Below are 14,435 nucleotides of genomic sequence, written 5' to 3'. Positions count from 1 at the left end.
GCAGCCCCGAGGTCGTGGTGAGCATGCTTAAACGAGGGTGAACATGAGGCGAACGGTGAACCCGTCAGGTTTGTTGAAGCATTCGAGGCCGCCTTCCATGCCTTCCATAAAAGAGGCCGCGTTGTATAGCCCGAGACCGAAGCCCTTTTTCTCCTTGGCGTTCTTCCCGCGGTAGAACTTGTTGGTCAAAAGCGGCAGCTCGTTTGCTTCAACCCCGGCTCCGTGGTCGTTGATATCGACGACCAGCATGTCGTCTTCGAGCGATGCGCTTACCGCGATGTCGGTTTCCGCATACTTGTAGGAGTTTGCCAAGATGTTGTCGAAGACCTGCTGCAACCGGTTCGGGTCGGCGTAGATGAGGCAGTCGGGAACGTCTCCGAAAACCACGGCTTTCTCGTAGTCGGCCTTGGAGAGCATGGCGACGATGTCGCGGCTGGACAGCTCTTGGGGATGCACCGCCAGCTCCTGCAGCTCGCGCATGGTGGAGTCGAAAAGGTTGTCGACCAGGCAAATCACCTGATCCGCCTTGGCAACGATGGTTTCGGCTTGGCTTCTTTGCTTGTCGCTTCGAGCTGTTGCCGCCATGAGCTCCGAGGTCGCTCTGATGGACGCCATGGGCGTTTTGATGTCATGGCTCAAGGAGGCTATGAGCTCCTTCTTGCTCGCATTGGCGCGCTGCTCGGCCTCGCGCGCCCGCGCCAGCTCCGTGCGCATGAGGTCGAAGCTTTCGGTGAAGGCGCCGAAGCTGTTCGCTTTGTCGATGGCCAGCGGAACGTCCAAGTTGCCCGAAGCCACCTGCTGGGCGAAGCTCTCCATCTGCCTAAAGGGGCGGATCATCCTTCGCTCTATTCTTACCAGGGCCGCGGCGAGCGCTCCGCAAAAAACGGTGAGAAGGGCGATCAGCCCGGTTTCCAGCTCCATGTTGCGTGACTGCTTTTGAGCCGCCATCCGCTCGTAGGCGTGGTCGAGCTCTGCGGCGAGGCGCTTCGCGTCCCAGTTCTCGTCCTTGGCGGTCATGGCCGCATCGTTGAGGGAGGCCAAATCGACGGCCGTATGGGCGGGGGCGTGGAAAAGGGCGAGGACGCACGCGAGGCAAACGAGGTAGACGGCAACCAGTATCGAAAGCCGTCTTTTCATGCGTCGGGCGCCTCCAGGCGATACCCGACTCCCCACATCGTTTTGATGTAGCGGGGGTTGTTGGGATCGTCTTCGATCTTCTCGCGCAGCCGGTGTATGTGCACGTTCAGCGTGGCGTCGCTGGTGACCGATGCGCCCCATACGCGTCGGAAAAGCTCGTTTTTGGGGACGGTGCGGTTTTTGTTCTGCACGAGGTAGGTCAAGAGCTTGTACTCCATGGACTTGAGCTCTATCTCCTTGTCGCCTTCCTCGAGGCACATGCGGGCCTGGTTGAGCGTGTAGCGGCCGAAAGAGCAAGTTTCCGAATCCGGCGCGTTGTCCACGCCGTCTCTGCGGTAGCGCCTGAGAAGCGCCTGCGTCTTCGCAAGGAGCACGTTGAGCGAGAAGGGCTTGGCGATGTAGTCGTCTCCTCCCAGCCCCAACCCGAGCAAGACGTCGTCGTCGCTCGAGCGCGCGCTGATGAACAGGATGGGCAGGTCCGACTTCTCGCGCAGCTCTTTGCAGAGGTTGAAGCCCGACTCGCCGTCCAGGTTCACATCGAGCAGTATGAGGTCGGTCGTGTTCCCCTTGAGAAAAGCGGTGCACTCCTTGCTTCCCGGAACCCATTCGGTCTTCACTTCGAAAAGGTTGAAGTACTCGCACACGCTTCTGCCAAGGGCTTCCTCGTCATCGACAACAAGGCAATCAAAATGCATCGTCCACCCCTTCGCCCCCGCGTAAGCCCTTTATCCACAGTGTAGGTTATTGCCGTTCGGCGAAAAGTTACTGTTGGGTATCAATTTGAGGGAGACGACGTTTGCCCGCGAGGCGGGGCGCAGGACCCAAGGAGGCTTTCTGCAGTGTTCCCCTACGCTCGGACAGGGTTCCCGAACCCCATGTTTGAACAGGTGAAATTCAATTCCTCCGTCGTCTGCCTCGAAGATTTAAGAATCATTTTAGATTTGGGAAAAGACCTGTTTAGAACCTACATGCTAGCATCGCCGCATGTCCATGTCTTTAGAAACGAGCATGTGAAAGTTGCATAGGGGCGGGAGTAAGAAGAATGAAACCAATGAGAAAACTACCAAGGGTCGCTTTGGCTTTTGCCTTGGCCTTAACGCTATTTCCGGGGAACACGCTGACCGCTTTCGCGGCCGACCCCGAAGACATCGGCGCGAGCGCATTGCCGCTCGCGAACGAAGAGACCTCCGCCGTCGGTGAGGACGGAGGTGGCGAAGCCTACCTTGAAGAGGGCGAGAGCCCCGGAACAGAAGAAAACGGCCTTGAAGAAACCGCTCCCAAGCAAGACGAGCCCGACGGGGCTCTCGTCGTGCCCCTGGCCGGATCGGGGATCGTTCCCTTCGCCGATTCCACAGTGACCACTTTTGCGGCCTTGCAGAACGCCATAACCGGCGCCGGCAGCTCGCCGACCACCATCACCATCCAAGGCGATATATCGGTCACCAGCCCCATCAGCATCCCTGCGGGCAGCGACATAACCTTGATCTCCCATTCCTCCGGCGGCAGCCTTACGAGAAACACTGCGAACAGCTCGCCTTTGATCACGGTAGAAACCGATGGTCGACTCGTTATCGGAGGCGGCCTCGTGGTAAGCGGAGACGCGAAAAACGGCACCCTGGTGTTGACGAAAGGCGAATTCGTTCTCGCGGATAGTGCAAAGCTGACTGGAAGCACCAAGGCGGTCGATGTGGGGTTTAACGGCTACAACACCACCACGAATCCCGATATCCCCGGTACCTTCATCATGAATGGGGGAGAGATATCGGGAAACAGCATGGCGGAAGACAATAGGCAAGGTGCCGGTGTTACCGTAAACAAAGCCGGCACCTTCATCATGAACGGTGGGAAAATATCGAACAACTCCCTGACAGGGAGCACCTCGCATGGTGCGGGAATATACACTTGCGGTGACACTCATTTAAACGCAGGAGAGATATCGAACAACTACAACGCAAAAAGCTATGGCGGCGGAATGTATGTCGAAGTGAATTCAACCGCCCGCATTGCGAATCTTCTCGTATACGACAATTCCGCTCAGAGGGGTGGAGGCGTTTGGACGTGCAACACCGGTTCCGCTTGGCTTGGATCCGGTATTGCGTCCAGTACGGCGGTTTTTGATAATGTCGCTTCCGACAGCCAGGGTGGAAACGATGTTTATTTGAACACCAATGTTAACAACTATCCGTTTTACGCTTCAGATGAGTGTCTGGGCGGCGGAAAAGTAACATGGATCAATGAGCGTACGGGAGAGGAACTCAATCCCGAAGACTACAAATTCGCCCTCGTTACCTTAAATCTAACCGCTCAGATTTCTGATTCGGATAAAGCAAACGCACAAGCGAAAAGTGCCGAATCAGTGGTGTTTTTCGAAAACGAATCGGGAAGTTCAGGAGGCGGGATTGCCTCGAACGGCGTTTTGATTTCCGGCGATCTCGAGAAGACCCTTTCGGTCAGGAAAGTCTTCCCCGACTCGCCCTCTGTGCCGGTCACCGTTCATTTGTACAAAGGTGACACGTTCGTTGAAACCGCCGTCCTCGATTCAAGCAATAGTTGGTTCCATAGTTTCCTCGGGCTTGATGCCGACGGATACGACCAATACAAAGTAGTGGAAGAGCCCATTTCGGGAATGGAAGCCGACTATGAGTGGGTTTTCAACGATGGCGAGTACCGGTACGTTACCATCACGAACAAAAAGGATGCCGGCTCGTACGGCAGCCTTCAAATAAAGAAAACGGTTACTGGCATTTCCGATAGTTCTCTTTCCTTCGAATTCGATATCGAGTTGGGAATCGAAACCGCAAGCTATCCTTATGTCTCGAGCACTGCGCCATGGAGGCAGGAGACGCTTCGCGTTGTCGATGGAAAGGCCAAGCTCACCCTCAAGCCAAATGAAACGATAACGATCAAAAACATACCGGTGGGAATGAAATATAAAGTCACCGAGCCCTCCGATCCTCGATTCCAGGCAACCCTTGAAGGAGCAGGGGGCAGTCAGGAGCCGGGTACGCTTTCGTGGTCCGGCACGATAGTCGAAGACACCACGCCGATCGGCAACTGGGTGACGTTCACCAATGCGAAATCCATCTGCAATTTCAGCGCTTATAAGACGGTAACCGGCACGGCCGACTTCGAATCTTCGACTTTCGAGTTCGAGATCCGCGACGATTCCGATGCCGTGGTCGCCTATGGAACGGTTACCCCCACGGATGCTAATTCCTCGACGCCCATCAAGTTCTACAAAGAGAGTTCGCGCACGACCGAGATCACCGACTGGACGCTTGTTTTCACGAGCGGGAAAACCTACAAACTCGTTGAGACGAGCAGCGGATCCGGCTTCAATGTGACTTACTCGGGCGGTCAGGGAAGCGACCATAACGAGTTCACTCCCATTTTTTCCGATAGCAGCCAAGTTATCGAGGTGACCGCCCTCAACACCAAGAACGCCGGCTTCGACTTCAAGGCCTACAAGACCGTCACCGGCACCGCCGACTTCGAGCCCGGCTCCTTCGAGTTCGAGGTGCGCGGCGCCTCCGGCGCCGTGGCCTGGGGCCGCGCCGACGTGGCCTCCGCCGACGCCCCGACGCCCATCGACTTCTTCAAGGACGCGCAGCGCACCGAGCCGGTGACCGACTGGACCGAGGTGCTCGCGGGCGGCCAGGCCTACGAGCTGGTCGAGACCGGCGGCGGCTCCGGCTTCGCCGTCACCTACTCGGGCGGCGACGGCGCGCTGTCCAACGGGTTCACCCCCGACTTCTCCGGCGCCTCCCAGTCCATAGCCGTGACCGCCCTCAACACCAAGAACGCCGGCTTCGACTTCAAGGCCTACAAGACCGTCACCGGCACCGCCGACTTCGAGCCCGGCTCCTTCGAGTTCGAGGTGCGCGGCGCCTCCGGCGCCGTGGCCTGGGGCCGCGCCGACGTGGCCTCCGCCGACGCCCCGACGCCCATCGACTTCTTCAAGGACGCGCAGCGCACCGAGCCGGTGACCGACTGGACCGAGGTGCTCGCGGGCGGCCAGGCCTACGAGCTGGTCGAGACCGGCGGCGGCTCCGGCTTCGCCGTCACCTACTCGGGCGGCGACGGCGCGCTGTCCAACGGGTTCACCCCCGACTTCTCCGGCGCCTCCCAGTCCATAGCCGTGACCGCCCTCAACACCCGCAACACCACATTCAATCTTTCCGCAACCAAGACGGTCGAGGGCTCGGCGAGCTTCGTCGCACGGGACTTTGAGTTCCAGGTAAGGGATGCCGCAGGCGATCCGGTGGCCTACGGCAAGGCGAGCGTCAGCGCCAAGGGCATGGCGACCGACGTGGAGTTCTACGAAGAGCCCTCTTGCCTGACCAAGATCGACGATTGGACCCAAATCCTCGTCAGCGGTGAGACGTACGCTCTCGTTGAAACGAACGCGGGGGCCTACGCTGTAACCTACTCCGGCGGCACCGGCGCGCTCGGAAACGAGTTCGTAGCGGACTTCGGCCACGACGCCGTAGCCATCGAGTTCAGCATCACCAACATCCTCGATACCGGTTTCGGCTTCGCCGGATCGAAGACTGTGTCGGGCGGGGCGAACTTTACGGCTCGCGACTTCGCGTTCGAGCTCCGCGACGCCCAGGGCGATCCCGTGGCGTACGGAAAGTCCAGTGTGAACGTCAAGGGCCAGGCAACCGACATCGACTTCTTCTTGGACGACGCTTCCGTCACCGAGGTCGTCGATTGGGCGGACGTGCTCGTCGACGGGGAAACGTACACGCTCGTCGAAACCAATCAGGGCGCCTATACCGTCACCTACATGGGCGGCGACGGCCCCGACCACAACCAGTTCACTGCGGATTTCGCCCATGACGCCACGGCTATCGAGTTCAGCGTGGACAACTGCTTGAACTACAAGGGCATCGACCCCACCCTCACCGGCTTCAAAGTGCTCGAGGGCCGCGACCTTCGCGACGGCGAGTTCACGTTCACCGCCGAGGTCGTGAAGGGCGATCCCAACGAGATAGTCGGCAACGGTTACGCGAACGGGAGGGTATCCACCACTAACAAAGCCGACGGCACCATCACCTTCCCGTCCCTCTACATAGAGCACGCCGGCACCTACGTCCTCAAGATCTACGAGGAGAAGGGGTCCGCCTCCGGAGTGTTCTACACGGACGCGGTGTTCTACGCGTCGGTTACCGCCCACGACGTCGGCGGGGGCATCCTGAACGAGGAGCTCACCTACTGGCGCAACTACGATCCGCGTACCGGCACGGTTTCCGACCAAGTGAACCCCAAGGACGTCAAGTTCGTGAACAAGTACGGCACGAGGATCGTCAAGACCGGCGACGGCGTCGGCGGCGCGGCCGCGACCCTCTTGATGGTCGCTGCGGGCTCGGGGGTCGTGCTGGCCGCCTCGAAGCTGCGCAAGGAAAGGAAGGCAAACCGCCAAGCTTAAACGGCAAGCTTGAAATATCAGGCTGAGAGACGCCCGCGCAGGCAGCAACCAAGCCTACGCGGGCGTTTACTCGCCCAGGGCCTCCAAAAAGCTTTTACGGTCCGCCCATCATGCGCGCGAACTCGGCGGCCATCGTTTCCGGAGGCTCCTTCATGCCGCTTTCCAGCCAGCAGAGCAGCACGTTGTAGAACGCGCCCGCGTAGAAGTACAGCTCGTAGCGCGCGAGCGAGCTCATGGGCATGTCGCCCCAGGCATCGATTTCGCAGTCGGTGATGAGGTCGAGCAGCGACGTGGACGCCTTGGCGCGGTGGAAGGCCAGCACAAGGTCGGCGTGCTCTTGGTAGAAGCGGAACTTGAACTCAAGGCGCTCGCGGCTGTTGACGTCCCCGTCCGGCATGCCCTCGTGATAGCGCTGGGTGACTTGCCGGATGCCGTAATCGACAAGCTCCTCCACGGAGGCGAAGTTGCGGTAGAACGACGCGCGGGCGACGCCGGCCTGCTCTACCAGCTCCGTGACGGTCACTTTCGACCAGTCTTTCCGGCCGGCATATTCGATGAGCGCACCCAGCAGCTGGTCCTTCACGCGCTGGTTCGCTTGCTTTCTTTTGTCCATGAGACAGATCACCCCGTTTTGTCTCTGGTGGCGGATTGACGGCGAAGCACAACCTGATACAAAATGTATCACATCGAATCTTACCACCGAACCGGGAGACGCACCATGATTTTGTATTTCAGCGGCACGGGCAACAGCCGGTGGGCGGCGCGGCGGCTTGCGGAAAAGCTCGACGACGAGCTGGTTTCCATCAACGCCGCCTTGAAGGGAGGTGCTTCTGATGGAGGCACCTTGGACGGAGGCGCCTCGAGGGAGGGCGCCGCGCCCGCGGTCTCGTCGCACCGGCCGCTGGTGTTCGTGACGCCGACGTACGCGTGGCGCATGCCCCGCGTGGTGGCCCGTTGGATCGACGCGACGCGTTTCGAGGGAAACCGCGACGCGTATTTCGTGCTGACCTGCGGCGGCAGCGTCGGCAACGCGGCGGCCTACGCGAAGCGCCTCTGCGTGAAGAGGGGCTTGCGATTCCGGGGGTTGGCTCCGGTGATCATGCCCGACAACTACGTCGCCCTGTACGAAACGCCCGACGCGGCGACGTGCGAAGCCCTCATGGCAGGCGCCGGCCCGCAGATTGAAAAGGCGGCCGCCCTCATCGCCGACGACGCCCCGCTTCCCGAACCGCCGGTCGATTTCAAGGCCAGGCTGCGCAGCGGCCCGGTCAACGCGCTGTTCTACCCCGCGCTCGTGCATGACAAGGCGTTCGCGGCGACGGACGCGTGCACGTCCTGCGGCGCATGCGCGCGGCGCTGTCCCTTGGGCAACATCGCGCTTGTGGGCGGTCACCCGGTTTGGCAGGGCGCTTGCACGCATTGCATGGCCTGCATCGGCGGCTGCCCGACGCGGGCCATCGAGTACGGCGAGAAGACGAAGGCGCGCCGCCGTTACTGCCTCGAGGACGTGACCGGCGCCTGACCGCCCCTGACCGCCGAGGAGTCGCCCGCTCGGCGCTTCCGTTACCTGGACCCGCGAAGGAGCCTCCCATGCTGCACCACCACGAGATCGCGATAGACGCCGCACGTTGCATCGGTTGCGGCCTGTGCCGGGACGACTGCCCCGCCGGCAACATCGTCCTGAACGGCAAGACGGCGGCCGTGCTCGCGCAGGACTGCATCATGTGCGCGCATTGCGTGGCGATATGCCCGCAGGCCGCCGTTTCCATCAGCGGCTTCGACGAGGAACCGCGCCCCGTCGGCCAGCCGGCGACGCTCGACCCCGACCGCTTGCTCGCGGCCATCGGCGAGCGGCGCAGCGTGCGGCGCTTCGCCGATCGTCCCGTTTCGGAGAAGGCGGTTGCCCGCGTCATCGAGGCCGGGCGCCTCACGCCCACCGGGAAGAACGCGCAGGACGTATCTTACGTGGTGGTGCGCGAGCGTTTGGAGCGGTGCGAGGCTTTGGCGGTGCGCCTGTTCCGCCGCCTCATGCCTTTCGTGCGCCTCGTGGACGAGACGGCGCGGCGCACGGAGATCGACGAGCATTTCTTCTTCAAGAAGGCTCCGGTTGCGATCGTGGTCGTGTCGAAAGACAAGGTGAACGCCGCTCTCGCCGCATCCAACATGGAGCTCATGGCGCAGGCGCACGGGCTGGGCGTGCTCTACAGCGGGTTCTTCGCCATGGCGGTCAACCATTCTAGGGCGCTGCGCCGGGAACTGGGGCTCTCACGGGGGCAGAAGGCGGTTGCGACGCTGGTGCTGGGCCATCCCGCGGTGCGTTACCGGCGCACCGCGCCGAAGGAGCCGGCGGTCGTCGCTCTACGTTAGGGGAGGCTTGGTTCGGCCAGCAGCTTGAGGAAGCAGGCGAAGGCGCCGTCGACGGCCGGCTCGAAGTCGCGGTGCAGCGCGTGCCAGCGCAGCCGTAGCCCGTCGGAGGCCGCCAAGGGAACGAGGGCCATGCGCTCTTCCAGTCGGCGCGCGAGGGAGGCGTCGGCCGAGAGGTCGTCTTCGGACAGCACATGGACGCCGTCGCCGTGGTCCATCAGGTAGAGCTCCTCGTAGCGGGCGCAAGGGAACATCTTGACGATGGGCCGGAAGCCGCGGTTCCGGCAGGCTGCGGCGAACGTTTCCTTGAGAGGCTCGCACGACTTGTGCGCGAGCAAGAAGAACGTCTCGTGCCTGAGCGAGGCCAGGTTCGCCTCCGCGGCGTTGGCGGCCCCGAACGGCATGCCGAATACCAGCCGGTTCTCCGAGCGGGACAACGCCGTCGCGAGCACGCCCTCGGGCGGTTGGAAGGTCGGGCCGCCGCCCTGCCCGCCGCCTTGTCCTTCGCTTGAAACTTCCTCCACCAACTGCACGAACGACAGGTCGCAGAGCCCCTCCGCCACCGCCTCTCCCGGCGTTTTCCCCGATCGAGGCGCCACGTACTCCACGACGGTGCGCGGATGGGCGCGCACCGTCCCGTTCGCCGCGGCGACGAGGCGAACGAGCAGCGGCCCGAGCGCGGGCGTGTCGTGCAAGCGGATGCGCTCGGGCGACGCCCGGCGCAGCTCGGCCAGGTCGTCCTGCATGCCGGTGTAGAGGTCGCCCATGCTCAGGGCCGCCTGGAACACCGCGTCGCCGGCCGGCGTGAGCCTCACGGGCAGGACGTCGGCCACCAGCTTGGCGTTCAGCTCCTTTTCCAAGGCGGCGATGTGGCGGCTCAGCGTGGGCTGCGAAAGGTTGAGCGCTTTCGCAGCGGCCGAGTAGCTGCCCTGCATCACGATCTCGGCGAACTCGCGGAAAACGCCGATGTCCATAACCCCTCCTGTAACGCTTAGGTTACACGAACTCCTCGGAAACATCCTATCACCAATTGCCGCTTATACCGGGTCAACTTATAGCGGGGCATGGTGAATTATGGAGGGAAACGGGAGGGGACCGTATGGGCAACTACGATATTCGAAGCAAGATCGGCCTGCGCATCAAGGAGCTGCGGGCGGAACGCGATGTCAGCCAAGAGGACTTCGCCAACTTCATCGGCATGTCGCGCTCGTATTTCGGGGAGATCGAAACCGGCAAACGCAACGTGGCGGTGATCAACCTCGAGAAGATCGTGAAGGGCCTCGGCGTGACGTTCGAGGAGTTCTTCGACTCCGACCTGTTCTTCGGCGAGTAGCCGCGCTTTCTGCACCGGAAGCCCGTTTCCCGATCCGGCTTCGGGTGCGAGCTTCGGCGTTTCTCTGTCGTGCGCGGCACTTCCCCGCATGCGCGCCCGCGCCGCCTTGCGCCGCCGGGCTTTCGCGTCCTCTTTTCAAATCGCGGCTTGCGAACGGCGCATATGCGCAACCTGCATGAAGCCTTGCGCATCAACGCTGGCATCGGCTCTTCTCCGTATAGCCCCATCTGATACTTGCATTTCATCTATGCAGGTCAGCCCTCGTATACTGCGTTTCGCAGACTCCTTTTGCGGAGCACGCGATACGTTTCAAGGGGAGTCGCTTGTTCGAAGGGCAAAACGGAGGAAGGGGAGCAATATGACGCAGGAAAAGGGAGTTTCACGCCGCGATTTCTTCAAGGGGGCCGGCGTTGCCGCGGCGGGCGCGGCCATGGCCACGGCGGGTCTGGGCCTTGCCGGGTGCAGCGGCGGTTCGGGGGCCGCGGCGTCGTCCGGCGAGACGTGGGACAAAGAGGCCGAGGTGGTCGTCGTCGGCTTCGGCGGCGCGGGCGCGTGCGCGGCCATCGCTGCGGCCGACGCGGGGGCGAAGGTGCTCGTGCTGGAGAAGAACGCCGAGGACAGCCACCTGTCCAACACGGTCATGTCGGGCGGCATCTTCCACTCGCCGGACCCGAACGGCGACAAAGAGGCGCTCAAGGAGTACCTGCTGGCCATGTTCAGCGGCGACGATCTTCCCACGAAGGCCGAGGGCGAGCAGTCGCCCCTGTTCGTGGACGACATCGTGGAGAAGTTCGCGGAATACGAGCCGAAGAACGTCGAGTTCATGCAGAGCCTCGACCCCGACTTCAAGGTCATCGAGCGCGGCGGCGCGGCGTTCCCCTCGTTCCCGGGCGCCAAGGAGAGCGGCTACATGAGCTACAACTCCACGTACATGAAATCGGCCACCGGCCCCGACTATCCCACGCTCGACCTGCCCAAGGAGGACACGGCCGCCGGCCTCGCGTTCTTCAACTGCCTGAAGACGGGCATCGCCGATCGCGCCGACAAGATCGAGATCGCCTACGAGACGCCGGGCAAGAGCCTGATCGTGGACGACGAGGGCGCCGTCATCGGCGTCGTGGCCACGGAGGGCGACAAGGACGTCCGCGTCAAGGCCAGCAAGGCCGTCATCCTCACCACCGGCGGCTACGAGTACAACGAGGAGATGCGCCGCGCGTTCTTGGAAGGGCAGGGCATCACGGGCTGGGCGTTCTACGGCACGCTGTCCAACGAGGGCGACGGCATCCGCATGGGCTGCGAGGTGGGCGCCCAGCTGGCGAAGGTGGGCAAGGCCGCGTCGCGCCTCATCTGGTCGTGCCCGGACGTGAAGGTGGGCCCCATGAACGTGGGCTCCATCACCGACTCCGTGGGCGGCGCCGGCACCGTGGTGGTGAACTCCGAGGGCAAGCGCTTCATGGACGAGACGCTCATCACGAAGGATCCGAGCCGCTACTTCTCGTACAAGAACGCCGTGCACATGGACATCATCGACCTGGAGTACCCGAACGACCCCGCCTACATGATCATCGACGAAACGAAGCGCAAGCAGGGCCCGCTGGTGAACACCACGCTTTCCACCTGCGGCTTCGGTATCATCGACTGGGACAAGGACAACCAGAACGCCATCGACAACGGCTGGCTCATCAAGGCCGACACCATCGAGGAGCTGGCGCAGAAGATCCGCGACACGCACGATCTGAACAAGGGCCGCATGGATCCGGCCGTGCTTGCCGCCTCCATGGAGCAGTACCAGAAGATGGTGGACACCGGCGTGGACGAGGAGTTCGGCCGCGTGAGCGCCACCAAGAACTCGCTCACGGGCGAAGTGACCGACCCCGGCTTCCAGGCCATCAACACGCCTCCGTTCTACGCCATGCCGCTCGTGGCGGGCGGCCCGAACACGAAGGGCGGCTTGCAGGCCGACGGCGAGCGCCACGTCATCGACTGGAACAACGAGCCCATCCCGCGCCTGTACACGGCCGGCGAGATATCCTCGTGCTTCAAGTTCGTGTACCAGGGCGGCGGCAACGTGACCGAGTGCATCGTGTGCGGCCGCATCGCCGGCGAGAACGCGGCGGCCGAAACGGCGTGGGACGCCAAGTAACCTGAGCACCGGCGGCGCAGCCTCTCTAGGTGCTCGCGCCGCCGCTCGCCCGGCACCCGCGCGGTGCCGGGCATCGAAATCGGATCCATGCCACCGGCGGGGATACCCTCCCTCCCCATTCCCCGCCGTGTGGCTGGCTCATCAAGGGAGATACGACCATGAGAAACGCGAAGGCCGGCATCGCGTCGGCCGTGTGCGCCGTCTGCCTGCTCGCCGCCGTGGCGGCCGGGGCGGGCTGCGCTCCGAAAACGCTCGAGGGCCCGCTGGCGAAAGACACCTCCATCACCGTCGACTTCGCCTGGACGGCCGACGCCGACTGCGCGACCTGCCATGCCGCGGAAGACGAATCGCTCGAAGGCATTCCCTGCTACGGGGCGCTGTCCGCCAAGGGAGGGAACGCGTGCGCGACGTGCCATACCGACGAGGCCGGCTTGAAGAAGGCCCACGAGGGGGCGACGCCCGATCTGGCGAAGGAGCGCGCCACGAGGCTGCGCGACACCACCATCGACGAACAGGCTTGCTTCGCCTGCCACGGCAGCTACGAGGAGCTGGCCGCGAAAACCGCGGACGTCACCGTGCTGACCGACGCGCAGGGCACCGTCGTCAACCCTCATGCCCGTTCGGCGGGCGAGGGGCATGCCGAGCAGACGTGCGCCGACTGCCATGCGCTGCACTCCGGCGAGCCCGTTCAGGAAACGGCGCCCGAGTTCTGCATCACGTGTCACCACACCAACGACTACCAGTGCCACACGTGCCATCAGTGACGCGCGGACCTTTGCGTAACGAATTCATGACCGTTTCGTAAAATGTTAGTAAAGAAATAACATTTAAAGGTATCATGGGAAGCAAGAACTTGCCGGCTGCGGGAGGATCCCGCAGCCGGCCCCTCTGTCGAAAGAAGGGTCCCATGGCCACGAGCATCTACGATTTCACCGTCAAAGACCAGCAGGGCAACGACGTTTCGCTCGCCGACTACCGCGGGCGCGTGCTGCTCGTGGTGAACACGGCCACCGAGTGCGGCTTCACGCCCACGTACGCCCAGCTCGAGGAGCTGTACCGCAACCTGCACGACCGCGGCTTCGACATCCTCGACTTTCCGTGCGACCAATTCGGCCACGAGGCGCCGGGCACCGACGAGGAGATCGCCGCGTTCTGCACCTCTCGGTTCGGCGTGACGTTCCCTCAGTTCGCGAAGATCGAAGTGAGCGGCGAGAACGCCGAGCCGCTGTTCTCCTACCTCGAGCAGCAGCAGGGCTTCAAGGGCTTCGACGAAGGTCACGAGCTCGCCTCCCTGCTCGAGGGCATGCTGGCGAAGAACGATCCCGACTTCGCCTCCAGCCCGTCCGTCAAATGGAACTTCACGAAGTTCCTCGTCGATCGCGACGGCAACGTCGTCCGCCGCTTCGAGCCCACCGCGTCCGTGCCCGACGTCGTCGCTCCCGCCGTGGAGGAGCTGCTATAGCGAGACGCCGCAAGCCGGTTGACGAGCACGTAGAAAGGGGCGCCGCCGCATTCGCTTTTCGACGCGGCGGCGTCCCCTGTTTTCCACAACCGATTTTTCATCTGCCGACTCCGTTTCCATTCGTTCGTATTTTCTCCCGAAAGTTCCATTAACGAGCTTGCCGAAACCTTGCTTGAAGCTTGCACGGGTCTTGCCGAAACCATGCAAAAAGCTTGCGGGAATCCAACCGAAATAGGCATTTGATCTGGGAAAATAGTTTACTTGCGCGTCGGTTTGGCGCGTATAATGGCAGATGTGGTGCTTCGCTTGCCGGGTGGCATCCCCGAGAGGGGGTGATCGCGATGGATGTACAAACGGTTATCGCCTTGTGCGCTTTGATGTCAGTTGTCATCGGAATCGTCGGATTGACCGACCGGAGAAAGTGAACGGTGTTGTGAAAAGACGATATGAGTAGAACATTGTGAGCCCCTACTTCATATCGTCTTCTCATTTGACCGTGGATCTTTGGGCTGATAATGGTCGCGTCCATACAACCGGCAATTCTTCCCAGGTTGCCACATATACG

The 14,435-nt window shown here is 62.2% G+C and carries 11 protein-coding genes; 7 read left to right on the top strand and 4 right to left on the bottom strand.

The features are described 5' to 3' along the window. Nucleotides 1–27: 27 nt before the first annotated feature. Both C1878_RS08925 and C1878_RS08920 read right to left on the bottom strand, forming a co-directional pair. Nucleotides 28–1,137 carry a HAMP domain-containing sensor histidine kinase gene (locus C1878_RS08925; RefSeq protein WP_114601280.1) on the bottom strand — a complete coding sequence of 370 codons (1,110 nt, stop codon included), beginning with the start codon at nucleotides 1,135–1,137 and terminating at the stop codon, nucleotides 28–30. Next, complete coding sequence (locus tag C1878_RS08920; RefSeq protein WP_114601279.1) at nucleotides 1,134–1,832, bottom strand: response regulator transcription factor; 699 nt, start codon at nucleotides 1,830–1,832, stop codon at nucleotides 1,134–1,136. The genes C1878_RS08925 and C1878_RS08920 overlap by 4 nt, the downstream gene beginning before the upstream one ends. 356 nt (nucleotides 1,833–2,188) lie before the next feature. On the opposite strand from C1878_RS08920, the gene C1878_RS16460 reads away from it, so the two are divergent. Continuing rightward, nucleotides 2,189–6,568: a Spy0128 family protein gene (locus C1878_RS16460; RefSeq protein WP_147272926.1), complete on the top strand. Its 4,380-nt coding sequence runs from the start codon at nucleotides 2,189–2,191 to the stop codon at nucleotides 6,566–6,568. A 94-nt stretch (nucleotides 6,569–6,662) separates the two neighbouring features. Here the strand turns inward: C1878_RS16460 and C1878_RS08905 are convergent, their stop codons facing one another. Then, the gene (locus C1878_RS08905; RefSeq protein WP_114601276.1) at nucleotides 6,663–7,181 is read right to left on the bottom strand and encodes a TetR/AcrR family transcriptional regulator; all 519 of its coding nucleotides are present in this window, start codon (nucleotides 7,179–7,181) and stop codon (nucleotides 6,663–6,665) included. 105 nt (nucleotides 7,182–7,286) lie between these two features. Here C1878_RS08905 and C1878_RS08900 point away from each other — a divergent pair, with 105 nt between their 5' ends. Both C1878_RS08900 and C1878_RS08895 read left to right on the top strand, forming a co-directional pair. Further along, on the top strand, nucleotides 7,287–8,090 hold the full coding sequence (locus C1878_RS08900; protein ID WP_114601275.1) for an EFR1 family ferrodoxin: 804 nt from the start codon (nucleotides 7,287–7,289) through the stop codon (nucleotides 8,088–8,090). A 68-nt stretch (nucleotides 8,091–8,158) separates the two neighbouring features. Next, nucleotides 8,159–8,935, top strand: a complete 777-nt coding sequence (locus tag C1878_RS08895; protein WP_114601274.1) for a nitroreductase family protein — start codon at nucleotides 8,159–8,161, stop codon at nucleotides 8,933–8,935. Here the strand turns inward: C1878_RS08895 and C1878_RS08890 are convergent. Then, entirely contained in the window at nucleotides 8,932–9,906 is a 975-nt protein-coding gene (locus C1878_RS08890) for a LysR family transcriptional regulator (RefSeq protein WP_158539772.1), read from the bottom strand. The genes C1878_RS08895 and C1878_RS08890 overlap by 4 nt on opposite strands. 125 nt (nucleotides 9,907–10,031) lie before the next feature. On the opposite strand from C1878_RS08890, the gene C1878_RS08885 reads away from it, so the two are divergent. The 4 genes from C1878_RS08885 to C1878_RS08870 all read left to right on the top strand — a co-directional run bounded on the left by C1878_RS08885 (nucleotide 10,032) and on the right by C1878_RS08870 (nucleotide 13,870). After that, nucleotides 10,032–10,265 (top strand): helix-turn-helix domain-containing protein, encoded by a 234-nt coding sequence (locus C1878_RS08885; RefSeq protein WP_114601272.1) that lies wholly within the window; start codon nucleotides 10,032–10,034, stop codon nucleotides 10,263–10,265. 358 nt (nucleotides 10,266–10,623) lie between these two features. After that, nucleotides 10,624–12,408, top strand: a complete 1,785-nt coding sequence (locus C1878_RS08880) for an FAD-binding protein (RefSeq protein WP_114601271.1) — start codon at nucleotides 10,624–10,626, stop codon at nucleotides 12,406–12,408. Nucleotides 12,409–12,566: 158 nt separating this feature from the next. Continuing rightward, the gene (locus C1878_RS08875; protein WP_114601270.1) at nucleotides 12,567–13,172 is read left to right on the top strand and encodes a cytochrome c3 family protein; all 606 of its coding nucleotides are present in this window, start codon (nucleotides 12,567–12,569) and stop codon (nucleotides 13,170–13,172) included. A gap of 143 nt (nucleotides 13,173–13,315) precedes the next feature. Continuing rightward, nucleotides 13,316–13,870, top strand: a complete 555-nt coding sequence (locus C1878_RS08870) for a glutathione peroxidase (protein WP_114601269.1) — start codon at nucleotides 13,316–13,318, stop codon at nucleotides 13,868–13,870. The last annotated feature ends 565 nt before the right edge of the window (nucleotides 13,871–14,435 follow it).

The sequence above is a fragment of the Gordonibacter sp. 28C genome (assembly GCF_003339845.1).
GTDB lineage: Bacteria > Actinomycetota > Coriobacteriia > Coriobacteriales > Eggerthellaceae > Gordonibacter.
Note: the sequence above shows the minus strand (reverse complement) of the source record. Positions and strands in the feature narration are given on the sequence as shown.

Coding starts and splice junctions, on each gene's coding strand:
- C1878_RS08890 (WP_158539772.1), bottom strand. CDS start 9,906: ATGGACATCGGCGTTTTCCGCGAGTTCGCCGAGATCGTGATGCAGGGC.
- C1878_RS08875 (WP_114601270.1), top strand. CDS start 12,567: ATGAGAAACGCGAAGGCCGGCATCGCGTCGGCCGTGTGCGCCGTCTGC.
- C1878_RS08920 (WP_114601279.1), bottom strand. CDS start 1,832: ATGCATTTTGATTGCCTTGTTGTCGATGACGAGGAAGCCCTTGGCAGA.
- C1878_RS08905 (WP_114601276.1), bottom strand. CDS start 7,181: ATGGACAAAAGAAAGCAAGCGAACCAGCGCGTGAAGGACCAGCTGCTG.
- C1878_RS08925 (WP_114601280.1), bottom strand. CDS start 1,137: ATGAAAAGACGGCTTTCGATACTGGTTGCCGTCTACCTCGTTTGCCTC.
- C1878_RS08870 (WP_114601269.1), top strand. CDS start 13,316: ATGGCCACGAGCATCTACGATTTCACCGTCAAAGACCAGCAGGGCAAC.
- C1878_RS08885 (WP_114601272.1), top strand. CDS start 10,032: ATGGGCAACTACGATATTCGAAGCAAGATCGGCCTGCGCATCAAGGAG.
- C1878_RS08880 (WP_114601271.1), top strand. CDS start 10,624: ATGACGCAGGAAAAGGGAGTTTCACGCCGCGATTTCTTCAAGGGGGCC.
- C1878_RS08900 (WP_114601275.1), top strand. CDS start 7,287: ATGATTTTGTATTTCAGCGGCACGGGCAACAGCCGGTGGGCGGCGCGG.
- C1878_RS16460 (WP_147272926.1), top strand. CDS start 2,189: ATGAGAAAACTACCAAGGGTCGCTTTGGCTTTTGCCTTGGCCTTAACG.
- C1878_RS08895 (WP_114601274.1), top strand. CDS start 8,159: ATGCTGCACCACCACGAGATCGCGATAGACGCCGCACGTTGCATCGGT.